We start from the raw sequence: 23938 nt of genomic DNA, 5'->3' as shown, positions 1-23938 counted from the left end.
ACAACAAATTGTAACTTTATAAAAACAGGTTATGCCCATTCCTTCTTTAAAAGATAAACTCATTGATAAGCTTCGGGAAATTGAAGACCCTGCTTTGCTGGCCGAAGTCTCGAATCTGTTTGAATTACAGGAACCGGAAACTGTTTACAAAACCAGCTCTGCTCAGAAAAAGTCGATTGAGGAAGCGAAACAACAGGCAAAAGATGGCCGTGTTGTTGACAATGAGCAATCCGACAAAGAATCAGACGAATGGTTAAGCGAATAGTCTGGACTGAAAACGCACATAACGAACGTAAAGAAATTCTCCTTTACTGGAAAAATCATAACCAGTCAACTGTCTACAGCAAAAAACTAAACGAGCTTATCAAAAAAGCTATTCAACTGATTAGTGCACATCCGCATATTGGTCGCAAAACAGATGTAAAGAATGTCCGTGTAAAATTGGTACGTGATTATTTATTGTTTTACGAAGAAACAAAGGATACAATTATCATTCTTTCTATTTGGGATAATCGTCGCAACCCTGAAGAAGCTCCTTACTGATTCTGAAACACCTTCTTCAAATAAGCTGTATTCGCTCCGTAATTAAATTTGGTATCAGAAGGTTTCTTTGCATCACGACTGCGTTCAATCACCAACCATCCACTCCAGCCAATTTCATCCAATGTCTTTTTTACTTTGTACATGTCGATTTGTGGATCATTTTCCAACCACACACTGTCCTTGTTGGTAGCATGGATCATGCTGATGCGGTCTTTGCCGAGTATTTTTATTTCGCTGATGAGGTCTCTTCCTTCTTTTAAAGGATTAGAAAAGTTGAAATAAATTTTAATCGCCGGTGAGCCAATCTGTTTCAGCAACTCCACTTCTTCTTTTGCTGTGAGTGATGTTTCAATGCCGATCACCACACCTGCCTGCTCGGCAAGTTTACCTGCAACTTTCAATCTTGCAATCACAGAATCACGAACAGCAGGATTCTTTTTCATATCGCACTGTACACCCAATGGAAGAAAGGCATGCTTTACATTCATGAGCTGCATGGTCTTAATACAGTCTTCAATACTGCGGACATATTCTGCACGGCCGCAAAAGGATTGAGCATAATAACCCGTCATAGCCAAACAAAAGATCTCTACTTTATTTTCTTTGGCTGTTTGTATGAATTGATTGCGAACACTATCGATCAATAATTGATTATCGAATGTTGGACGATTACCCAATCCGCCCATGTCCACTTCCACACCATCGGCTTTGAGTTGTGCAGTTAAAGTGATGGCACCAAGTTTCTGACGCTTCAATAACATCAGATCGATCAAACCTATTTTGTAGCGCTGATTGGTTTTTGCTTTTTCTATTTCATTTGCAAATACTCTTTCTAAATTTTCGAAACCTTTCACTGCATGAGCAGGGAGTTTTTCTCCGTTATCGCCAAACACAAATAAACTTTTCTCCGGCTCAATGGTAATTTTTGACTCATCAATTTTACCGTTGGCATCCTGAATGGTTTTGAGATTCAAACCAAGATGCTTTGCCATGAACTCATACAGTGGTGTACGCTTGGTAATACCGAAATCATGTTTATCATTTGGCAAATGCACATTCACCACATTTTCTTTCTTGTTATACCAGCTATACATCTTTTGCAGATAAGGAAAATCATGTTCGGGCATTTTATCTGTCCAGTCGCCGCCATCACTTACAACCAACTGCGGACGTGGTGCTGCCATCGCTGCAATTTCTACATTGTTCGTTCTGCCGCCACATGCATGAACATCCATACCGCTTTCGCAAGGACAACCGCCATAGAAATAAGAAGATAATGAAACAACCGGTGCAGAAACTTTAATACGATCATCCAATGCAGTCATCAGCACAGTGTGACTGCCGCCGCCTGAGCCGCCAGTGATAGCTACACGATTTGTATCTGCATCTTTCTGTGCCAATAAATAATCAAGAATGCGGATAGCGCCCAATGCTTGGATAGTCATCGCTAAACTCCGGCGATGATCTTCGATCTTAAATTGCAATAAGGATTCGCCCCATGCAAACAGGTCGTAACTGAACGCCATAGCTCCCATTTTTGCCATTGCCGCACAACGATACTGGCAATCGGCACGATAACGTTGTTTTTCCCAATGCCCATCCGGGTTTAAGATGACAGGAATTTTTCCTTTGTACTTTAATGGTTTGTATAACGATCCGTTGATCCATACACCGGGTAGAATTTCGATCGCCATATTTTCAACTGTATAACCATCGAAGATGCGCTTTGCTGTAATGATTGGTTTACTGTTTGGTGATGCAGGAAGATGATCTAACTGCAATGCTTCTTTTAAACAAGGTTTTAATTCTGCTTTTCGCTTTTCCCATTCTTCTACTGTTTTGTATTGTGCAGCAATGCGATCCATTTCTGCCCAACCTTCTTCTACCGGCCAGCGGTAATATTCATACACACTCAACTTATATTGCTTGTCTTTTTCTTTTTTCACTTTTAGTTCAAGCGGCTTCAGAATATTATCCAGTGTCACTTCCACATCGGGACGATATTTCCATTCTGCATACGTCACCATTTTATTCTTCACCATGCTATCTACAAACTTGACGATAACACCGTATTTCTTTTGCACATCGTTCAGTACTTCCTTTAACGGTTTGGCGTATTGGTTATCGGTGTTGAGCTGTGCTGAAGAGTTGAACCACAGAGACAGGAAGACACAGAGAAGAAGAAAGGGTTTCACGCAAAGCTGCAAAGGAGCAAAGGAAAAACTTTGCGTTCTTATTTTCTTTGCGACTTTGCGTGCAAAAAAAGATGCAATTCGAGATGCCGTACAAGAGTGCGACGCAACCTGGATGCTATGAAAAACTGAAGCTCGTATCATAATTCGTTTTTTATTGATGCCTGTTTGCTTTCCAACTGCTGTACAATAAGTTTGGTTGTAACACAGGTTTTGGAAAAAATAAACTGGCGATATAACCCACCACAATCACGACGAGATGACTGTAAACACCAAGCATGAGTTTGTGATGTGTGAAATTAAAATTACCTAAATCGAGTAAGAGTTTGGGATTCTTTATACCAACGGGTGTACTTGTTAAGAACGCCCATGCCGTAAACAAAATACAGGTGATGATGCCGATGTTAACACCTTGTCGATTAGCTCTTGCACTAAACAACCCCAATAAAAAAATACCAACGATGCCACCTGAGAAGATTGCATAGATGGTGAAGATGACACCAAGCACACCTTCGTTACCTGCCAACAAATAAAACGCACCGATGGCGATAGACAACAAACCAGAAAACACAACAAAGGCTTTACTGGTGTAGAGATATTGTTTGTCCGTTTTACCGGGGCGAAATTTTTTATAATAATCTTCCATACCAACAGCAGCCAATGAATTGAGATCGGCACTGAGACTACAGATTGCAGCAGAGATCAACGCTGCAACGATAAATCCAATAACACCTGTTGGCAACTGCGTCATAATAAAATGCGGGAACACAGCTTCGGCTTTCATGCCATCGGGTAATGGATTTTGTTTATAAAAAACAAACAGTGCTGTGCCGATGAACATAAAGATGGTCCAGATGGGAACGGTTAAACTGATACCAAGCAGCGATGCTTTCTCAGCAGATTTATCTGTTTTTGCTGTGAGATAACGTTGCACAACTGTTTGATCTGTTCCGTATTTCTGAATGGCATAGAATGATCCGTTGATGATCATCACCACCAATGTGAGTTCTGTAAATTTAAAATCATAAGGTCCGAAACCAGTGCGGTTATTTTCAGTGGCTACTTTTATTGCTTCGGGAATACCACCTTTGATGGATAATAAAATCACCACCAAACAAATGATACCACTTGCAAATAACATGAAGCCCTGGAACACATCGAGCCAGATAACGGCCTGCATTCCTCCCTTTAAATTCACCATCACCAATACAAACCCAACAACTGCAAGAATAAGAAAGGGGCTGATGCTGGTTATTTCATGAATGGCCACTGCAATTAAAAACAGCACAGTGCCCATGCCTGCAAACTGGCGAATGATAAAAGAAGAAGAACTATAATAACGGGCAAAGCTGCCAAAACGCTTTTCAAAATATTCGTACGTACTTAAGCCAATTACTTTGCGGAAGAGTGGAACGATAAACCAGATGGTTCCTAACAAAACGATCGGCACCATTAAGCCCTGCACCAATAATATCCAGTTGCTGGCATAACCTTGAGCAGGATAACCAAGAAATGTGACACTGCTGATGAGTGTAGAAAGCAACGACAAACCTAATGCCCATGATGGAAAATTTCCTTTTGAAAGAAAAAATTTCTCGGTTGTGTTTTGACGGTTTGCAAAACGGAAGCCGAGATATAAGGTAACGCCCAGCACAACAAGGATGATGAAGTAATCTATAAAATGTAAATGGTCCATGGCGAATCGTTGTGGGTGCTCACAGATTTCACTGATGAACACAGATTGTTTGTTTTATTACTACGCAAACAGTTGTTTTATTTCTTTGCTGAGCTCGTAACTGCCGGGCTTAACTGTTATAAAAAGTTCTCCTGCTTTCATTCGCACCACGCCTCTTGCTAATTCATTTACCGGCGAAAGATGATTGACCCCAAGCTCCTGCAAAATGGCAGTTGCTGTTGATCCACCTTCGATAAACAGTTCACGGATACTATTTTGCTCAATCACCGCTTTTACTGCACTTGCCATGATGTTGCGTAAATCAGAAGCTGATGCATCAGCCGGTATTGCCTCACTGTTAAAAGCAATAATAGCTTTCTGTTTTTGCTGCAGTACATTTTTGCATTGCTGTAACCACGCTTCATCATTAGCTCCGTTTTCAATCATCTGCTTTGTGATATATAAAACAGTTTTGTTGTTTTCATCAACCTGTTTGATATAGTTCACCGATTGATCATAAGACGTACCGCATACATACAGGAACGGAAGTTGCAACTCATGTTGCTTTTGATTTGTCTGTTTGAATTGTTTGTTCAGCAATGCAGTGTAAAAATCACCTGCACCAGCTAACACAAACCTTTCATCCAGGTTCTCTGCCCATACTCGTACATCTGTTTCATTTTCTGCTTCACCAACAACCATTCCGTTGGATGGCAATGCATCTGTATGTTTCAGCACTTGCACTTCATCATCATTTAGTATCACTTGCACCGATGAATGGCTGATGGGAAATTCAGGATCAGCTGCAAACCCTGTTTCACTGATGAGCTTTCCCTGTACATAATAGTTGCCATTGCTGATGGTTCTTCCCAATGATGGATTAGCAGGTAGAATAAATGCATTTGATTTATGCATCAACTGCATTTGCAATTTCAATTCATCGACAACATAACCACGCAGCACCGAATCGATCTTCTTGTAAATGAAAGAAGGATTCAATTGAAGCACAGATTTAAGAGCTGCTTCAGTTCTTTTTAATGCATCTGCCTTATTCAAAGAGCGGCTATCGGTTGAAACAATCAATACATCCGCATTTGTTGATGCAACGTCGCCTGTATACAATTCTACATTCAATCCATAACGCAGACTGATCCCGGCTAATTCGGCTGCTCCTGTAAAATCATCGGCTATTACTGCAATCATATGATGAGTGATCAGTGATGAGTGATGAGTGGGCCACTCATTACTCATCATTCATTATTTGTGTTTACTCAACTGCACCGCACTTTCAATTGCCAAGACCATTGCATCTGCACTGGCAATTCCTTTTCCTGCAATTTCAAATGCAGTACCATGATCAACCGATGTACGGATGATCGGCAAGCCCAAGGTGATGTTCACGCCTTTCACACTATCCATCTGTTGCTTTTCTGCATTCCATTTAAAACCTGCAAGTTTGAACGGAATATGTCCCTGGTCGTGGTACATGGCCACTACTCCACCATACGCACCTGTCGCTGCTTTTGCAAACATGGTATCAGGAGGTACAGGACCTTCTACATCATAACCCAATCGTTTTGCTTCGAGTACTGCCGGCAAAATTTCTTCATCATCCTCCGTTCCAAACAAACCACTGTCGCCAGCATGCGGATTTAATCCTGCCACTCCTATTTTCAAATTTGTTTTGCCTAAACGTTTTAATCCGTCAACGATCAATTCAATCACTTGTACAATGCGTTCTTTCTTCACCAAATCGCATGCTTGTCGTAATGATACATGTGTGCTGACATGAATCACATTGATATGATCCTCTACCAACAACATTGCATATTTCTTTGTGCCGGTATAATGCGCATAAATTTCTGTATGACCGGCATAATGATGACCGGCTTCGTTGATCGATTTTTTGTTGATGGGGCCTGTTACTGTTCCATCTACTTCTTTTGCTAGTGCAAGTTCAATCGCCTTTTTCACTGCCTGGAATGATGCTTCGCCACACATGGCGTTGATCTTTCCAAACTCCAGTTTATTGATGTCTGTAATACCAAGATCATACACATCGATCGTTCCCAATTCAAATTTTGCATCAGCAACTTTTGAAATGGCATTCACTTTTGCATTCAGCTTTAATAAATCAATGATCTGTTGAAACACTGCTGCATCTCCAACCAGTACTGGTTTGCAGATGGAATGGATCTCTTTTTGCAACAATGCTTTTACTGCAATCTCGGGCCCGATGCTGGCAGGATCGCCCATTGTAATGGCTAAAACAGGTAACGAACTCATAATTACTTATCTTTTTATTTCTTCGTACGATTGAATTAATCTTTGTTTCTCTTCTTCACTCAGTGAGTGTAACGGCGGCATCACTACATCTTCACACAAACCTTTCTGCTGCATCAATGCTTTTAATGCCCATAAACTTTCGCCTAATGTTTTTCCACTTTGGTAAAGATTGCCGTAGACATCACTCAGTTTCTGCATGTCGTACGCTTTTGCATGATCACCTGCTTCAACAGCTTTCAACATTTCATCATAGATATCCGGCATTAAGTTTCCTGTACTGGGAATTAAACCATCGCTGCCGCCAGTCAATGCGTCTGCTGATTTTGCAGCCCAGCCAAGAAAATGACCAAAGTCTTCACGGTCTTTCCATAAAGCCAATGATTGTACTAATCGCTCATCACTGCGTTCTGAATCTTTTGTTGCAATAATATTCGGGTGATGACTCAACTCATCGATCAACTGCAACGGAATACTCATGTGCGTGGTTGCAGGAATATTATAAATGATCACCGGTAACGGTGACGCATCAGCCAATGTTTCAAAATAGTTTTTCATCTGCGTTTCTGTCAACGCATAGTACGATGGCAATGTTGCTGCCACTGCATCTACCGCATGATCGGCACAGAACGCTGCAAATTCAATTGATTCAGCTACTACATTCGATGAAATACCGGCGTATAATACTGTGCCTGCCTTTTTATGTTTCGCTGCTGATTTTACATATTGTTCTTTTACATCAGCAGGCAACGAAGCCGACTCCCCTGTTGTACCGAGTATAAACGGAGAGATGTTATGTTTATAAAACTGATCAAATAATTTCCCAACAGCTGCATCATCAATCTGCAACGCTTTGGTGAGCGGTGTTACTGCCGGCACAATTACTCCACTAAATTTTTTATTCTTCTTCATTAAAACGCCGATTTAAAAATGCTCACCGCATCCTGTTCTGTAATTTCTCTTGGATTATTTTTCAGCAATCGTTGGATCTTCATTGCTTCACTCGCCATTTGCGGAATGGTTTCTTCTTTGACACCCACTTCTCTTAATGTAGTTGGAATGCCGCAGGCTTTATTCAATTCTTTTATTTTCTCAACACCGGCTTTGGCTGTAGTCCATACATCATCTTCTCTTTTGCAGCCCAATGCAACTGCAACATGAGCATAACGATCTGCTGAAGCCACAATATTATACTCCATCACATAAGGCAATAACACAGCATTCGATAAGCCATGTGCCAAATGATACATACTTCCCAACGGATACGATAATGCATGCACGCCTGCTGTATTCACAGGACCGAGACAAAAACCGCCGTACAAACTGCCCGTTGCAACTTTTTCTCTTGCTTCAATATTGCTGCCGTCTTTTACTGCAGTAACAATATTTGCTGCAATGAGACGCATGCCTTCGTATGCAAACAGATCAATAAACGGCTGTGCAAATTTATTTGTGTACGCTTCAAGACAGTGTGTGAGTGCATCCATCCCTGTTGCAGCCGTAATTGCTGGTGGAACAGAAACAGTCAGCAGCGGATCAACATACACAATATCAGGAACGAGGTAGGGACTGATAATACCTTTCTTCTGATTATCTGTATCATCCACCAAAATTGCATTGGGTGACACTTCACTGCCTGTGCCTGATGTTGCAGGTACACAAATGAGTTTCTTTTTTCTTCCCTTCAACAAACCGATACCGACATAATCTCTTAGCTGTTGTTTATTGCCTAACTGTGCTGCAACAAGTTTTGAAATATCCAATACACTGCCGCCACCAATACCTATCACCACATCCGGATTAAATGGTGTAACCTTTTTCATCAACGTCTCAAAATCACTGAAGGATGGTTCGGCAACAATGGAAGTATCTATCAACACTTCAATGGATTTCTCTTTAAAGGGAGCTATAAATGCATCAATTGTTTTCTGTAAAGGGGCAATCGTTGCAATGAATATTTTCGATGGTTTCATTTCCAGAACATCATCAGCCAATTGAGGCAGAGTGCCGTTACCAACTACCAATTTACCCGGAAACATTATTTTAAAAACAGGAACAGACATACATGATTAATTAAAACACAGATTCTTCATTAAAACCAGAACCGGCAATTGATGGCACATCTACTTTCTGAATTCCTAAACGTTCACACCAATGTTCAAAACGATTATGAATATCATCAAGTGTATTGCGTTGATCGGGTGTTAATTTATTAGCAACGGCACGGCTGATGGTACGCACAGGCAATCCACGTTTCTGCAAAAAATATTTTGCACTCATGGGATATGCAATATGAATAAGCGGATCAACATTTGTTAACTCTTCCTGCAACCATTTTACTTCTTCCTGTTTGTCAGGGTTGGTTGCATTGTTCACCATCCACACCATCACTTCGGGATAAAAATTACCGGAGATCGATGACATACCTTTTGCATCTGCTTGCAAACTGAATGCAGCATTGGGTGTATGTGCATCATAGAACTCCATATTATTCGGTGTATCTTTTAACACATCAAGCTTGGCCTGCACATTTTCATGTGTGATAGAAGTATCCTTATGATAGATCAAACGATTAGCTGAAAGTAATTGTTTAAATACAGCAGGACTGATGATGCGTTTGTAAGGTGCAGGACATTCATACATTCCCAACGGAATATTTCCTGTTGCCTGGAACATCTGTTCGAAATTGCGCAGCAACACATCATCACTATCTTCTTCTTTTGCAAAATGACCTGTGATCATAATAGCAGCGTCAATACCTGTATCATATATCTTCTTGATGAATTGAGATTTGTCTGCAATGGTATACCCAAACGATCCCGTTGCAACAACAGGTACACGACCTCTTACCTGTTTTACAATGTGCGATGTTAAGTTCAAGCGCTCATCTTCCGTAATGCTGAACATTTCGCTGCTAAGACAGTTGGCAAAGAAGCCCTTTACACCGGCAGCTAAATAAAATTCGATCAATGTACTTACCACATCCAGGTCGACCTCGGCTTTGAGGTTGTAGGGAGTGATCATAACCGGAACAAACTTTTTATCAGGCATAACAACCAATTTTTGAGTGCATAAATGTGCAATCATTCAACTCCTTATAAAATGTTGCATTTAACTATTCTGCTGTACAATTTTACTGTTTCGAAGGCCGTAGTTTAGTAACGAGCAAACCTGTAAGGAAAATACTCAACGTTCCCACCACAATGATCATGTTCTTATGCAATGGATTTCGCAGGAAAGCGTAGTTCTCATCAAGTCTGCCGGAGAACGTCATCCATAAGATAACGATAATACCAATGATAACGGCCGTTATTGCTGCAGCATTTTTTGCCTGGCGACTGATAAGCCCCAGCAAAAACAAACCGAGCATGCCTCCTGCAAAAATGCCGCTCAGCTCCCACCAGATATCGAGCAGACTTTTTGAACCGATCATTGCCAAACCCGTACACAAACCAACTACACCAAATGCAATGGTTGATACATGCAACAGATACAGTTTGCGTTTATCTGTGATATCCGGTTTAATATATTTCTGATAAATATCGACTGTGAATACTGTTGCCGATGCATTCATATTGCTGCTGATGGTGCTCATGGCGGCAGATAACAAAGCAGATACGATCAAACCAACCAAACCTGTTGGTATATTATTCACCATAAAAAACGGTAACACTTTATCACCATAATCTGCAGCCGTTAATGAAGCAGCCAGTTCTTTTACTTCGGGTGAAGTAACGGCAGCACCTAACCGCTCTGCAGCTACCTGTAACTTTACCGGATCGATCAATCCCGCTTGCGTTTGATAAAATGCATACAATGCCGTGCCGATCACAAAGAATAAAAAAGAAGCCGGCACATAGATCCACACACAAAGCCAAACTGATTTGCTCGCCTGCTTTGATGATTGTGCTGTATGATAACGTTGAATGTAATTCTGATCCATCCCGAAATTATTCAGGTTGATAAAGAAGCCATAAAACAACACCACCCAAAAAGTTGATTCAGTAAAATTGGGGGAGAAACTGCCGAGGCTTGTTTTATGATCAGTGGTTGCTACATCAATTATCGTAGCAAAACCACCAGGAATTTCTTTCACCACTAAAAATAAAATGAGTAATGCACCCAATGTTTTAATGATGCCTTGTGCCACTTCTGTCCAGATCACCGCTTCAATACCACCGAGCACTGTATAGATAATGATACAAATGCCCATGACGATCATGATCGATTGCATACTGAAACCGGTGAGTGCCTGCAGACTTAATGCAATACCAAAAAAGATGGAACCCATGCGTGCAAACTGTGTCAACAAGAAACAGATCACTGCGTATGTTCTTGCCCACGGCCCGAAACGTTTTTCCAAATGTGTGTAAGCAGATATTTCACCGGTATTGCGGTAGAATGGAACAAAATATTTGGATGCGATCCATGCAGCTAACGGCATGGAGATGCTGAACACAAATGCATTCCAGTTACTGCCGAATGCTTTGCCCGGCACACCTAAGAATGTATTGCTGCTTAAGAATGTTGCGTAGATAGAAAGACCAATGGCCCAACCCGGAATTTTTCCCGATGCTTTTGTAAACTGGTCGCTGTTTTTATTCTTGCGTGAAAAATACATGCCGATCCCGATCATGGCAAGCATGTACACGGCAATCACCGCAAGATCAATAAATGGCAAATTGTGCATCGTCTGGAATAATATTTTATGTAGCCGTCTGCATTGCTACTATCATTTGCGGTTGCGTCGCACTCTTCAACTTACAGTAACCCTAATCATCATTCATTACTCATCACTCATTCCTCAATCATCCGTTGTTTTCCCAACTGTCTCTTTCACACCAGGCCATTGCTTGTTTACAATTTCTTTTAACTCCAGTTTGTTCGGATCAACCACAACATGTTTGATCTTTTCTCTTCTCCATGTGTAAACAATATGTACTAATCCGTCTTTTGTTTGTATAACAGATGGATAAGAATACTGACTGATGGGTGAATCTTCCAGCACCAATGCTGCACTCCACACTTTTCCATCCTTGCTGATGGCAACATTCAATGGCGTACGTGGACCTTTGCCATTCACCCATGATGCGTTTGGCAAATTATGATTGTACACCAGCAACTGTCTTCCATCTTTTAATGTTACTGCATCTGTTCCTGAATTATTATTTGGCAATGCAGATGCTTTCATTTCGCTCCATGTTTTACCGCCATCACTGCTCCAGCTTTCGTTGAGTGTTGTGTTACGGCTGCGACAAAGAATCTGCAAACGACCATCTGCATATTTCAAAATACTTGGCTGAATGGCTTGTAAAATTTTCGGATCGTTGATGGCCTCAGTCTTCGTCCATGTTTTACCGAAATCTGTTGTGAATTCGATATGCGCTTTCCACCCGGTTTTTTCTGTGCTGCTTGGGCAAAGCAATACCCCATTGATAAACTCAGGTTTATTTTTGATCGGCCCTAAAAATCCTTCCGGTAATGCTTCCCGTTTACTCCATGTGTGTCCGTTGTCTTTGCTGCGTATCAACCAACCTGTCCAGCCAGCAACGTTGGGTCCTATTTTATAGAACAATAACAACTCACCATTGGGTGCATAAAACAAAACAGGATTATAGGTTGAATAACGCAATGTATCATTCATTACACCATCAGCAACTTTTGCCGGAGCAGTCCATTGGCCATTTTTGAAATGACTTGTCCAGATACACACATCTTTGTTGCCTTCCTTTGTACCGCCAAACCATGAAGCAATCAATCCTTCTGCTGTTTCTGCAATCGTAGCAGCATGACTTTCAGGAAACGATGCACGGTCGAAAATAAATTCATCTTTTACAATTCCTTTTCTCCATTTCTTATTACGAACAAATGTATAATTGCCCGAAGGCACTTCGAGAATAACAGACCCATCATCTTCTTTTACGAATTTGATGTCTTTGTTATTTGCAATCGCTGTTCCTCCTTCTGAAATTTCTTCTATGCTGTTGGCAGGAATATAAACAGTGGCTGATGTATTGGCAGGTATGCTGATCTTCCATTCGAATTTATCAGTTGAATTGTTCCATTCGCTTTTGATCAATCCATGAAAACTGTTGTACGATGCTTTTACAAAATCCAAACCCGCAGGCAATGTTGGTTTCATGATGATCTTCTTAAAAGCAACATCTGTTTTATTTGTACGAATGCCAGCAAGATTTTCATAGAACCAGGTAAGCAGGTCGCCCAACAACATCACATGATTCTGACTGTTCATACCGGGATCAGCGGTATTACCATTCCATAATTCCCAAATAGTAGTTGCACCATTCTCGGCCATATAACCCCAGCTGGGATAGGTTTTGTTGGAAGCCATGATGTACGCCAGATCAGGATAACCATACTCTGTTAATCCACGCATGATCCATTGCGAACCAATGAGACCCGTACTGATATGTCCGTGATTTTCCACATGCACTTTAATGCGGATCTTTTCAAACACCGCTGTGCGTAATGAATCAGGGCAAATACCAAAATACAACGGCAGCAGATTTGCAGTAACTGTATTGTTGCTGTATTGTTTCAGTTTTGGATTGTAAAACTCCTGCTGAAATGCAGTGCGGATACTGTCGCTCAATAAACCATAATACTTCGCATCTTCTTTATTATTTGTGATGTTGGCAAACCGTTGCACATACGAAAGCAACTTGTAATAATAAGCCGTTGCAATCAATTTGCCATCCGTTAAACGGTTGCTGTCCTTTGCATGAATCAGATTCAGACTCTCAGGCGGCACACACCAATCGCCATATTTATCACGTGTAACAATATAATTCTTCATGTACTTACTCTTCATATACATCATCCATTTCTTCATGGATGGATAATGTTTTTGAATAGGCGTCACATCACCAAACTGGTTGTACAGATTATTCGTGATGAAGAAATAAGCGGCAGGCCAAGTCACATCATCACTGTAGTAGTTCCAGAATGCAGGTGCCACATCAGGAATACTTCCTTCATCTGTCTGACTATCTTCAATATCCTGCATCCACTTTGCATAGAGGCTTGCATTGTTGAACATATAACTCTCGCCTTGTGATCCAACTGTTCGATCACCTAACCATGGCTGACGTTCGTTGCGTTGCGGACAATCAACCGGCATGCCTTTATAATTTGAAGCAATGCCCCACCATGCATTTTTATAAATACTATTCAACACGTCGTTTGATGTTTGAAACGATCCTGTTGTTTCAATGCCATCATACACCAGCTTTCCTTCAAACTGGTTGAGCGTTGGTGTACCAGGAAAAGCTGATACTTCCACATAACGAAAACCGTTATATACAAAAGATGGTTGCCAGCTTTCGTTACCTGTTCCTTTTAATGTATAAATGTTCGTTACCTTTGCATCTCTTAGGTTTTTGACAAACACTTCTCCATCAGGTTGCAAACTTTCTGCAAAACGAAGTGTGACTTTATTGCCTTTCTTTCCGTTGATATTTTGCAGTTTGATCCATCCTGCAAAATTCTGCCCCATATCAAGGATATACTTTCCGCTTGCTGTTTTTTTGATAGAGATGGGTTTGACGGTCTGCATCACTTTCATCGGCTCGTTGGTTTGTGCCACCAGTTTTCCTGGAGGCGCTTCCACTAATTCGGGTTGCATCCATTTGCTGTCGTTAAAGCCAGCTTTCGTCCAGCCATTGAATTCTTTTGTTGCATCGTATTCTTCACCATCATATTCGTTATTGGTACGGATAGGGCCATCTACATTTAATTTCCAGCTTTCATCACTTACTACTGTTTTTGTTGTTCCATCTGTGTATTCGATTTCTAACTGTAACAATAATTTTGGGAAACCGAATGTGTTATGCTTTTGTGTTTTGTAATTCTGACGCATAGTAAAGAAACGTCCGTTACCCAGCACTGCAGCAATAGCGTTACTACCTGCTTTGATCTGTGCCGTTACATCATGTGTATTGTAGAAATAAGTTTTGCGATAGTCAGTTGGATTAGGTGCCAGCACCTGGTCGCCGATCTTTGTTCCATTAATATACAACTCATACATTCCTAAACCGGAGATATAAGCTGTTGCCCGTTTCACCGCTGGTTTGCCTGCAAATTCTTTGCGCAGGTATCTTGCACTTAACCTGCTCCATTGCGTAACACTATCCCATGCAGATGCCTGATCATAACCAATCCATTTTGCTTTCCACTGTTCTTTAGCAAGTCCGATTGAGAAGAATGCAGTTTGATTTGTTTGCGCTGCACCTTTATTGGTTTGCACAATTACTTTCCAGAAATATTTTTTGCCCGGTTGTAATGCTGCACCATTGTATTGCACATGCAAGCTTTGATTTCTGTTTATCACAGCCGATTTCCATACATCGCCTTTATTCTGTTGCAGGTTTTGTACACTGCTGCTAACGATGACCTGGTAACTTGTTTGCACTACATTCCGAAGAATGCTTTGCAACTGCCAACTGAGGCGTGGTTGCTTCGCTTCGATGCCAAGTGGATTTACCCGCATTTCACAACGAAGATTCTGCACGGTTACCTGTGCAGAAATTTGTTGAACAGAAAGGAGCAGAACAAGTATCGTTACTATTTTTTTCATTGTTATTGTGCAGAGAAGTTAAAGTATAAATTGATGTGCAGCGCCCTCGCAGGATCTTTCTCGTAATCGTAGAATATATTCTTGCTACCCATCGGGCCCGTTGTTTCGTTGCGTTGTGTTTTACTGCCAATGCTGCTGATTCCTTGCATAAAAGAAATATCTCCTGAAGGAAACAGTGGTTCATAATTATGCCACTGATCGGTTTTCCACGCTGGTGTAAACAAACGAAGGAACAAACCCTCATTCTCTGTTACAACGGTGAAGCGATTTGTTTTGGTAAAGAAGTACCCGCCATAGAAATTGGAATGATAACCTTTAAACTCAGGATAGATCCAAGGCGCCTCACCTGTTTCGGTATTGTTGTATGTTTTACTCCACACACCAAACTGGTTTCCTTTCAACCGGTTTTTCCAGACACGGTATGGCCCATCGCCCATATAAGTTACCGATTGTATTTCTTTTTCCGGGAATGAAAAGTTGATGCCGGCGAAGTTGGTAAAATAAGCCGCAGGAAAATAATTCACCTGCAACTGCACCCAACCTGAAGGATAAATCGTCCATTTGAGCGTGTTGTAACTTTCTTTTTGATTCAAACTTGATTCAATGATGACGTTATTTCCTTCTTTGTATTGTTTGAATCCTTTGAAATTGTTGATGCCTTCCTGCAACACAGGACCGTTATTAAAAGGTAATTCTCCTTTTGCATTCTTCACTGAAACAAGTAAACCATTTTTCTTATTCAGCACAACTATAATATCTTTCACCGTTACTGTCAGCAATGAATCTGCTTCCGAAGTATTGATGATGTTGTTACCTTCTTTCACAATCATTCTTGCACCTGTTGTTGCCGGACTGCTGATGGGGAAACTCCAGGTAAACAATTCTTTTTGAGTACGGTCTTTCACCGTTACATACAACACATCATAATTTTTCCAGTCGGCCGGTAAGGGAATTTGCACAAATCCTTTTGCAACCGGTTGTATATCGGGTGCAGATGCTTTGCCTTCTGTTTCTTTTGAAGTTGTTATGTCAAAACGTTTCAATTTCCAACTGAAGCTGCAATCTTTTGTATTGGTATAATGATAACGGTTTTCAATATTCAGTTTACCATCAAAACCTTCGGCAATTTCTCTGCGTTCAAAATACACCGGGCTCCACACTTCCTTAATGGTATAAAAGCTTGCTTCCTTTTCATGATGCGGACCAACGATACCATCTGCTGCACGATGCTTATCTGTATCAAGTGAATCATTCTTATCTTTTCGTACAACTGCATTGTCAGCAAAGTCCCACAAAAAACCTCCTGCACTTAACGGGTTGTGCCACATCTTCTCCCAATAATCTTCAATGCCTGCACCATGACCACCATCAAATTGTCCGTGTAAAAATTCTGTTGGCAAAACGATCTCTTTCCCATTTTCATAATTGCCGATGCCGTAATTGTATTCCCGGTAATGCTGTGTATCAAAACCGCCAAACAATTGCCAGGGATGCACAACAGGACGCTTTTGAATATCAAACTCCGAAAAGTATTTATCGAGATCCAAATTGTGGCCGCCTTCATTGCCATTTGCCCAAATGATGATGGAAGGATGGTTCACATCATGATCGATCATTTCTTTTACTAATTTCTTACCAGTTCGCTCATCGTAATGACCATGCCATCCTGCGAGTTCATCCATCACAAACAAACCAATTGAATCACATACATCGAGAAAATGATCGTCAGGCGGATAATGACTCATCCGTACTGCATTCATATTCATTTCTTTCATGAGCAACACATCTTCAATACTTATTTGTTTACTCGTGGTTCTTCCTGTCTCCGGACGAAATGCATGACGATTCACGCCTTTCATTTTTACTTTTACACCGTTCACATAAATACCATCACGCTGCTTTACTTCAACTGTGCGGAAACCGAATTTTTTTTCAACTACATGAAATGGCTTGCCTTTTTTATAAATTGTAAAAACAGCCTTGTATAAATAAGGAGTTTCAGGAGTCCATAATTTTGGCTGTTGAAATTTTCCCAATACTAAAAAAATATTCTTATCCGCCGCAACATCCGCTGGATATGCATTTCCAAAAAAAACACCATTTGGATCGAAAATTTTTACAGTTGCCCTTTTCGCATCATCAGGTGATGGGCCAGTAATAATAGCCGTAAAATTTCCATTGGCGTCAGCTTTAATACGAACATCTTCAATATGCACAGCAGGCAAAACTTCCAGCCACACTGGTCTAAATATCCCACCAAAGATCCAGAAGTCTGCTTTACGTTCTGCTTCATTCACTGATTGATTTGTTGAATGTTTAGCAACTGTTACTTCAAGAAAATTTTCTTTTCCGTAGTTGAGTAGTTTGCTGATATCATATTTGAATGCATAAAAAGCACCCTGATGAACAGCACCTGCAACTTTGCCGTTTACTTTTACTTCTGCGTCAGTCATTACTCCTTCAAACACAATGTTGATTACTTTACCTTTCCAATTGGTTGGAACACTGAAACGATGTTTGTACAAGCCTTTTTCTTTTCCACGAACACTGTCTTTTGCAAAACCATAATCGTATTTACCAAAGCCTTGTAACTCCCAGCAACTCGGCACAGCAATCTTTGTCCACTTATTTGCATTCATACCACCTGTGCAAAAGAAATCCCATTGCACAGTTTGATCGCTGCCGGTTCCGGAGAGATAAAGTTTTTCTGTTGTTTGCGCAGAGAGGTGAATGCTGAATAGTGAATGGTGAATGAAAAACGCAAAAACAAGAATGTATTTAAACATCTTGCTTCTTGTAAAGTTGCTTGTATATAATTCACAATTGACCATTGACCATTCACATTTTACCTGTAATTTTTTCCAGCTTCAACGATGAAGCCACTTTCTTTCCATTCACCCACACACTCAAACCTTTTCCTTTTTTGTATTTTAAACCGTCTTTGTCCCAAATGATAGTCAAGATATTACCATGATACAATACATTGTCGAGGCAGAACCAGTTCCATTTATTTTCAGGAAGCAAGGGGTTTACTTCAATTGTATTATCTGCTCTCGGTCGTAAACCAACCAGTCCACTGATGATGAGATCATTGAATGTAGAGTGATTGTAATAACGGCTGCGTTCTTCATCGCCTTTTAACCAAAACCCCGTCTTCTCATCAAGGTATTCACCAATGTAGGGGCGACCACGATAGTATTGTGATTCAACATACGTATTCAGCAAGCTGAAGTAATTACTGTCGGCCACATAATCCTGTTTGTAGTTATTCAGCAGGTTGGCCATGCCCGTTAATGTTTGTGCAGTGGCAAAAGGCCACACCGCACCATCCCACTCACATTTGCAACATCCATGTGTACGAAATTCAGGATGACTGCGATCTGCAGTTGTAATTCCGAATGGTGCACAAAATGTTTTTGTATCCATCAAACTTCTCCATGCAACATTGTATGCATTATCAGGCATATTAAAATACCAGGGAATAAAACCGATCTCTTCTTTTACATTCGACAGTGTATCACCTTTCTCTTTTTTTACTTCGAAGAACTGGTGCTGTGGATGCCAGAGCAGTTGTTGTGAAAGTTGTTTAATAGAATCTGCTTTGCGATTGTATAATTGCGCCGTGCTTTGATCGCCATTTAATTGCGCAATTGCAGACAAAGCTTTTGCATTACCGAACATATACCCGTTGATTGAAGGCCGTGGATTTTTTTCTGTTCTGCTTCCACTGATCGTTTCCTCCATGGCATCACGTACATCAAACTGCCAGAACAAACCATTGGCTGCTTTCTTTTCTTGTTCCCATGCTGCATAATCTTCTTTCAGATCAGGAAGCATGTTCAGCAAAAATTGCTTATCCGCATTTACAAGGTAACGGTTATAGATCGCATCAATATTCCAGCTGCTGTAAAAACGCAACCGCTTCAATGGTTTGCCATCATTACCCCGATACCATACATGCAGGTTGTTATCCATGTAAGTTTTGTCGTGGAGCCATCTTGATTCATAAATATGATGACCAAGCCCACTGGAGATGAGATTGTATTTATCAGCATAACTGCGTTGCACTAAAAACTCCGTAAACACAAATCCTTTTTCGGTTTTTTTGATATGCTTACGTAAAGTCCACCAACGATAATAAAAGATCTCTTCAAAATTCTGTTGCGGACATTCAAACAACGGAATATTCTTCTTCATCCACTCCCAACTCTGTGCATTGGGAATAGCCTGTTCAATATTCGGTTCTTCCATTCTGTTGAAGTAATCAACGTAGTGTTTGAATTGCTCCTGTTTCAACACAAATGCTTTCTGTTGCCCAAACGAAGACTGAACCACAGAGACACAAAGGACACAGAGAAATACAATATATTTTATACCCTTCTTCATTATTTGTTAATTGCATTTTGCCAGCCTGAATATCCTTCATTCACTTCTGAAAGATCAGCCTGTGGCAAATGATTCTTTTTATCTGCATTTAATTTTTTCAACGCTTCGATACTTTCATAGACTCCAGCCTGTAACCCTGCAAGATAAGCTGCACCTAATGCAGACACATCCGGCATACCAATGGTTGCAACGTTTTTGTTCAACAGATCAGTTAAAAACTGAATGACAAATGCATTGGATGTAATGCCGCCATCAGCATTAAGTTCCTTCAATGAAATATCGGCATCTTTTTCCATCGCCACAATTACATCTTTGATCTGGTAAGGAATTGACTCGAGCGCAGCCCTCACCACATGATTCTTCGTTGTGCCAAAACTCATCCCTGTAATCGATGCCCTGCGATCCATATCCCAATGTGGCGATCCTAATCCGCTGAATGCAGGAACAAGATACACTCCACCATTATCAACCACTGCATTGGCCATTGCCTCCGTTTCCTTACTGTCAGTAAATAAATTCATTTCATTCTTCAGCCATTCAATCGTAGCACCGCAACTCACAATCACTCCTTCAAATGCATAATCAATTCTTTTATCGGCACTCCAGCAAACAGTTGTAACCATTCCGTTTTTTGATTGCACAGGTTTGTCGCCAATGTTCATTAAAATACTGCAACCCGTTCCAAGTGTTGCCTTGGCTGTGCCTTTTTCAAAACAACCTTCACCAAATGCTGCTGCATGTGAATCGCCGATCAATGCAGTAACAGGAATATTGCTTTCAAATAAACCAGCCAGCGCTGTTTCGCCAAATAATGCAGACGATGATTTTATTTCAGGAAGATTAATGCCTGTTAATGCAAATTCATTTATCAGCTCCTCATCCCACTGCAATGTGTGCAGGTTAAATAATAATGTCCTGGATGCATTCGTATAATCTGTAGCGTATTGTTTTCCGTTGGTGAATCTATACAACAACCAGGTATCAACCGTTCCAAAATAAGCTTCGCCTTTTTGAATGGCTTCTTTCACAACAGCATTATTTTGAAATAGCCAGATCAATTTTGTTGCAGAAAAATAAGGATCGATCACTAACCCCGTTTTTTCATTGACTGTTTGTGATAAGTTTTTTTGTTTTAGGTCTTCGCAAATTTGAACAGAACGTTTGCATTGCCACACCACTGCATTGTACAAGGGTCTTCCGTCTTTATCCCATACTACAAAAGTTTCCCGTTGATTGGAGATACCAATGCCAGCAATATCTTTTTGATCAAATCCTTTTTCTGCAAACTGCTCCAAACATTTTTTTACAGATGCTAACACATTCTGATAGATCATTTCGGGTTCCTGTTCTACAAATCCATTGTCAAGATAATGTGTATGCAAATTTTCTGAACCTTTAGCAACAGCCTGCCCCTTCTCATCAAAAATTAATGATTTGGTTGAACTTGTTCCCTGGTCAATTGCTAATATGTATTTATTCTTCGTCATTGTTTGTCGCACAGATTTCACGGATTAACACGGAACGTTTTTGTTCAATAGAATTACAGAACCTACAAGAGTCAAGACGCTTACAATCTTGACTCTTGTAAGTTCTGCTCAAAGATCATCTCAACAACTTCGTTACTTCATCCGCAATTCCTTCTTCACTTATTCCATAATGTTTGAATATATCCAGTTGCGGACCCGTAATTGTGTACTCATCCGGTATACCCATGATCTTAAATGGTTTTGCATAACCATGTTGCAACAGGTATGAAGCACAGGCTTCACCCAATCCACCATACACACTATGCTCTTCCACGGTAACAATTGCTTTACACGTTGCAGCCAGTTTCATCAACAACTCAGTATCCAATGGTTTAATGGTATGCATGCTTACCACGGTTGCGGCAATGCCATTTGCTTTTAATTTCTCCGCTGCTTTTACAGCAGGATAAACGGTTTCACCATTGGCAATAATGGCGACATCACTTCCTTCTGTTATTACACGTCCTTTACCAAATTCAAAACCATCACTGTTATCTTCTTTCAAAGAAGGCATTACACGCTTGCCGAAACGCAGGTAAACAGGATGCTTGCTTTCTGCAGCCAGCTCAGTTGCTTTTACTGTTTCGAAATTATCTGCTGGTGCAACAATGATAATATTGTTGATGGCACGCAACACCGCAAAATCATGCAGACTATGATGCGTACTTCCCAATGCTCCATAACTTACACCTGCACTGATACCCACCACGGTTGCAGAATTATCACTGTAACAGATATCATTCTTGATCTGCTCCAATGCACGTGCTGTTAAAAAACAGGCAGGTGACACTGCAAATACTTTTTTATCGCATGAAGCTAGCCCGGCTGCAACACCTACAAGATTTTGTTCAGCAATACCTACTTCTACAATTTGTTTTGGAAAACTTTTTCCAAACGGCACAAGTTTACCCGAACCTCTTGAATCGCTTGTTACAGCAATAATATTTTTATCTGTTGCAGCCAACCGCTGCAATGTTTCAGAAAAAACATCCTGGTTTGGTTTATCTCCTCCTGCCGGTATAATAATTTGTTCAGCCATGTTGTATTTTTTCTCTCTATTTCAGATTTCACAGATATTAAGCTGTGACTTCTGTTAGACTTTTATCTAATTCGTTGATCGCTTGTTGATATTGCTCTTTATTTGGCACACCATGGTGCCACTTCAATTCATTTTCCATAAAGCTGACACCTTTGCCTTTTGTAGTGTGTGCAATAATGACCGAAGGCTTTCCTTTTTCGAAAGGCAATGCAGCAAATGCAGCTTTCAGTTCATCAATATCATTTCCGTTTACTTCTTTTACGGCCCAACCAAATGCTTCCCATTTTTTATCCAGTGGATCAGTATTCATCACATCGGCAGTTGGCGCCGTGATCTGTAAACTGTTCTTATCGACAATGGCGCATAAATTATCGAGCTTGTAATGCGATGCACTTAATGCTGCTTCCCAATTACTGCCTTCGGGTAATTCGCCATCACCCATTAAGGTAAACACACGAAAATCTTTTTCATCCAGTTTAGCAGCAATGGCTGTCCCTACACAAATTGGTAAGCCATGTCCCAAAGCGCCTGTGTTCTGTTCAACACCTTTTACTTTTTTAGTCGGATGACCGATATAGTGCGATTTGTATTTGCACAATGTGTTGAGGTCTTCTTCCGGAAAAAATCCTTTATCAGCCAACACCACAAACAATGCTTCCACACAATGACCTTTACTCTGCACATAACGATCCCGATCAGGGGATGAGAAATTTTGTGGGGATACATTCAATACATGATTGTACAGCACATTCAAAATATCAGTGCAGGATAAGCTGCCCCCGGTGTGGCCAGCATTTGCGCCGACGATATACTTCAGGATATTTTTCCTGTAGTTGATCGATTTAATTTTCAAGTCTTCAGTTGTCATATCTAATTCATTTAGAAAAATTAAACTCAAACGAGCCCGCTTCAATTAGATCAACCCTTGCGGGCAATGCTAATAAATAACTCAAGAGTTTTTCCAAAACTAATGGCTCAAACGCCGTTTTGATATACATTACTTTATTATTATAATGAATTTCAATAGTATGAGTAGAGGCATCAATATTGAACTGACCATGATCCACTATTTTATCCAAGTCGGATATGCCTAATGTTAACAGTAGCTCATTCAATACCTCTTTTGATAATTTAGCTTGATAATATCCTTGCTTAACTGCCCCCACCTCACCCTTAAATTTCAACAAGCCTGTATTATCAATTTGAAAAGTCATTGCAGGGCAACTCCCATAACAATTTGTAGTAGAAAATAATAGCTTTTCAAGGCGAATTGTATCTGTAAAAATTCGGCTTTGTGACGTGAAATACAAAGTTCTGCCTATACTATCCTCAGATGCTAACAATCGAAAGTTTTGGTTTAGCACTTTAAGAATGAGTTTCTCATCAGACCATTCCCTAATTAAGTACTCATAAGTTGCATTATTAGAAACGCCTCCTTCAAAAATTCTCAAAGTATCATTACTCATTTTATAATTATAGCCTCTGGTATGATAATACTTTTTCCCTTCATAACTATAGGAAAAATTAACCCAAACAGCATTAGTATCTATCTTGACATAATTATCAAACTCCCCTACCCATAGTCTATTGAAAGCCTTACTTTGTCCTATAGATATAATAGAAATCATAGAAAACAAAGAAACAAGAATAAACTGCTTTCCTTTTTTTATATCATTGGTATTGTGTAGATACATAAAT

Annotated in this window: 17 protein-coding genes; 2 read left to right on the top strand and 15 right to left on the bottom strand. The window is 40.4% G+C overall.

The annotated features are described in order from the left end of the window. Positions 1–31 precede the first annotated feature (31 nt). Both H4075_RS05735 and H4075_RS05730 read left to right on the top strand, forming a co-directional pair. Complete coding sequence (locus H4075_RS05735) at positions 32–265, top strand: hypothetical protein (protein WP_182804984.1); 234 nt, start codon at positions 32–34, stop codon at positions 263–265. Next, complete coding sequence (locus H4075_RS05730; protein WP_182804982.1) at positions 250–543, top strand: type II toxin-antitoxin system RelE/ParE family toxin; 294 nt, start codon at positions 250–252, stop codon at positions 541–543. The genes H4075_RS05735 and H4075_RS05730 overlap by 16 nt, the downstream gene beginning before the upstream one ends. Here the strand turns inward: H4075_RS05730 and H4075_RS21650 are convergent. The 15 genes from H4075_RS21650 to H4075_RS05655 form a co-directional block, all read right to left on the bottom strand. Further along, on the bottom strand, positions 537–2879 hold the full coding sequence (locus H4075_RS21650; RefSeq protein WP_255460359.1) for a sugar phosphate isomerase/epimerase family protein: 2343 nt from the start codon (positions 2877–2879) through the stop codon (positions 537–539). The genes H4075_RS05730 and H4075_RS21650 overlap by 7 nt on opposite strands. Positions 2880–2889: 10 nt before the next feature. After that, on the bottom strand, positions 2890–4431 hold the full coding sequence (locus H4075_RS05720; RefSeq protein WP_182804980.1) for a sodium:solute symporter: 1542 nt from the start codon (positions 4429–4431) through the stop codon (positions 2890–2892). Positions 4432–4491: 60 nt separating this feature from the next. Next, positions 4492–5664, bottom strand: coding sequence for a four-carbon acid sugar kinase family protein (locus tag H4075_RS05715; RefSeq protein WP_182804978.1), 1173 nt, complete (start codon positions 5662–5664; stop codon positions 4492–4494). Positions 5665–5667: 3 nt separating this feature from the next. After that, positions 5668–6696 carry a 4-hydroxythreonine-4-phosphate dehydrogenase PdxA gene (gene pdxA / locus H4075_RS05710; protein WP_182804976.1) on the bottom strand — a complete coding sequence of 343 codons (1029 nt, stop codon included), beginning with the start codon at positions 6694–6696 and terminating at the stop codon, positions 5668–5670. A gap of 6 nt (positions 6697–6702) precedes the next feature. After that, positions 6703–7605, bottom strand: coding sequence for a dihydrodipicolinate synthase family protein (locus H4075_RS05705; RefSeq protein WP_182804974.1), 903 nt, complete (start codon positions 7603–7605; stop codon positions 6703–6705). Next, entirely contained in the window at positions 7605–8756 is a 1152-nt protein-coding gene (locus H4075_RS05700) for an iron-containing alcohol dehydrogenase (RefSeq protein WP_182804972.1), read from the bottom strand. Before H4075_RS05700 ends, H4075_RS05705 begins: the two co-directional genes overlap by 1 nt. 10 nt (positions 8757–8766) lie before the next feature. Beyond that, positions 8767–9744 carry a dihydrodipicolinate synthase family protein gene (locus tag H4075_RS05695; protein WP_182804971.1) on the bottom strand — a complete coding sequence of 326 codons (978 nt, stop codon included), beginning with the start codon at positions 9742–9744 and terminating at the stop codon, positions 8767–8769. 82 nt (positions 9745–9826) lie between these two features. Further along, positions 9827–11383: a sodium:solute symporter gene (locus H4075_RS05690; protein ID WP_182804969.1), complete on the bottom strand. Its 1557-nt coding sequence runs from the start codon at positions 11381–11383 to the stop codon at positions 9827–9829. A 114-nt stretch (positions 11384–11497) separates the two neighbouring features. Beyond that, entirely contained in the window at positions 11498–15289 is a 3792-nt protein-coding gene (locus H4075_RS05685; RefSeq protein ID WP_182804967.1) for a family 78 glycoside hydrolase catalytic domain, read from the bottom strand. Positions 15290–15291: 2 nt separating this feature from the next. Then, entirely contained in the window at positions 15292–18075 is a 2784-nt protein-coding gene (locus H4075_RS05680) for a glycoside hydrolase family 2 protein (protein ID WP_182804965.1), read from the bottom strand. A 52-nt stretch (positions 18076–18127) separates the two neighbouring features. Beyond that, a complete protein-coding gene (locus H4075_RS05675; RefSeq protein WP_255460357.1) occupies positions 18128–19675 on the bottom strand; it encodes an MGH1-like glycoside hydrolase domain-containing protein in 1548 nt (515 codons plus the stop codon). Continuing rightward, positions 19675–21162, bottom strand: a complete 1488-nt coding sequence (locus H4075_RS05670) for an FGGY family carbohydrate kinase (protein WP_182804963.1) — start codon at positions 21160–21162, stop codon at positions 19675–19677. Before H4075_RS05670 ends, H4075_RS05675 begins: the two co-directional genes overlap by 1 nt. A gap of 115 nt (positions 21163–21277) precedes the next feature. Further along, on the bottom strand, positions 21278–22240 hold the full coding sequence (locus tag H4075_RS05665; protein WP_182804961.1) for a transketolase family protein: 963 nt from the start codon (positions 22238–22240) through the stop codon (positions 21278–21280). 37 nt (positions 22241–22277) lie between these two features. Beyond that, on the bottom strand, positions 22278–23108 hold the full coding sequence (locus H4075_RS05660) for a transketolase (protein WP_182804959.1): 831 nt from the start codon (positions 23106–23108) through the stop codon (positions 22278–22280). A gap of 7 nt (positions 23109–23115) precedes the next feature. Next, on the bottom strand, positions 23116–23934 hold the full coding sequence (locus H4075_RS05655; protein WP_182804957.1) for a DUF6438 domain-containing protein: 819 nt from the start codon (positions 23932–23934) through the stop codon (positions 23116–23118). Positions 23935–23938 lie beyond the last annotated feature (4 nt).

Source organism: Lacibacter sediminis (genome assembly GCF_014168535.1).
Taxonomy (GTDB): Bacteria; Bacteroidota; Bacteroidia; order Chitinophagales; family Chitinophagaceae; genus Lacibacter; species Lacibacter sediminis.
The sequence above is the reverse complement of the archived record's forward strand: the minus strand, read 5'-3'. Positions and strand labels throughout refer to the sequence as shown.

Bases quoted from the DNA above. Each gene is read 5' to 3' on its own strand.
- H4075_RS05735 (WP_182804984.1), top strand. From the start codon at position 32: ATGCCCATTCCTTCTTTAAAAGATAAACTCATTGATAAGCTTCGGGAA.
- H4075_RS05730 (WP_182804982.1), top strand. From the start codon at position 250: ATGGTTAAGCGAATAGTCTGGACTGAAAACGCACATAACGAACGTAAA.
- H4075_RS21650 (WP_255460359.1), bottom strand. From the start codon at position 2,879: ATGATACGAGCTTCAGTTTTTCATAGCATCCAGGTTGCGTCGCACTCT.
- H4075_RS05720 (WP_182804980.1), bottom strand. From the start codon at position 4,431: ATGGACCATTTACATTTTATAGATTACTTCATCATCCTTGTTGTGCTG.
- H4075_RS05715 (WP_182804978.1), bottom strand. From the start codon at position 5,664: ATGATGAGTAATGAGTGGCCCACTCATCACTCATCACTGATCACTCAT.
- pdxA (WP_182804976.1), bottom strand. From the start codon at position 6,696: ATGAGTTCGTTACCTGTTTTAGCCATTACAATGGGCGATCCTGCCAGC.
- H4075_RS05705 (WP_182804974.1), bottom strand. From the start codon at position 7,605: ATGAAGAAGAATAAAAAATTTAGTGGAGTAATTGTGCCGGCAGTAACA.
- H4075_RS05700 (WP_182804972.1), bottom strand. From the start codon at position 8,756: ATGTCTGTTCCTGTTTTTAAAATAATGTTTCCGGGTAAATTGGTAGTT.
- H4075_RS05695 (WP_182804971.1), bottom strand. From the start codon at position 9,744: ATGCCTGATAAAAAGTTTGTTCCGGTTATGATCACTCCCTACAACCTC.
- H4075_RS05690 (WP_182804969.1), bottom strand. From the start codon at position 11,383: ATGCACAATTTGCCATTTATTGATCTTGCGGTGATTGCCGTGTACATG.
- H4075_RS05685 (WP_182804967.1), bottom strand. From the start codon at position 15,289: ATGAAAAAAATAGTAACGATACTTGTTCTGCTCCTTTCTGTTCAACAA.
- H4075_RS05680 (WP_182804965.1), bottom strand. From the start codon at position 18,075: ATGTTTAAATACATTCTTGTTTTTGCGTTTTTCATTCACCATTCACTA.
- H4075_RS05675 (WP_255460357.1), bottom strand. From the start codon at position 19,675: ATGAAGAAGGGTATAAAATATATTGTATTTCTCTGTGTCCTTTGTGTC.
- H4075_RS05670 (WP_182804963.1), bottom strand. From the start codon at position 21,162: ATGACGAAGAATAAATACATATTAGCAATTGACCAGGGAACAAGTTCA.
- H4075_RS05665 (WP_182804961.1), bottom strand. From the start codon at position 22,240: ATGGCTGAACAAATTATTATACCGGCAGGAGGAGATAAACCAAACCAG.
- H4075_RS05660 (WP_182804959.1), bottom strand. From the start codon at position 23,108: ATGACAACTGAAGACTTGAAAATTAAATCGATCAACTACAGGAAAAAT.
- H4075_RS05655 (WP_182804957.1), bottom strand. From the start codon at position 23,934: ATGTATCTACACAATACCAATGATATAAAAAAAGGAAAGCAGTTTATT.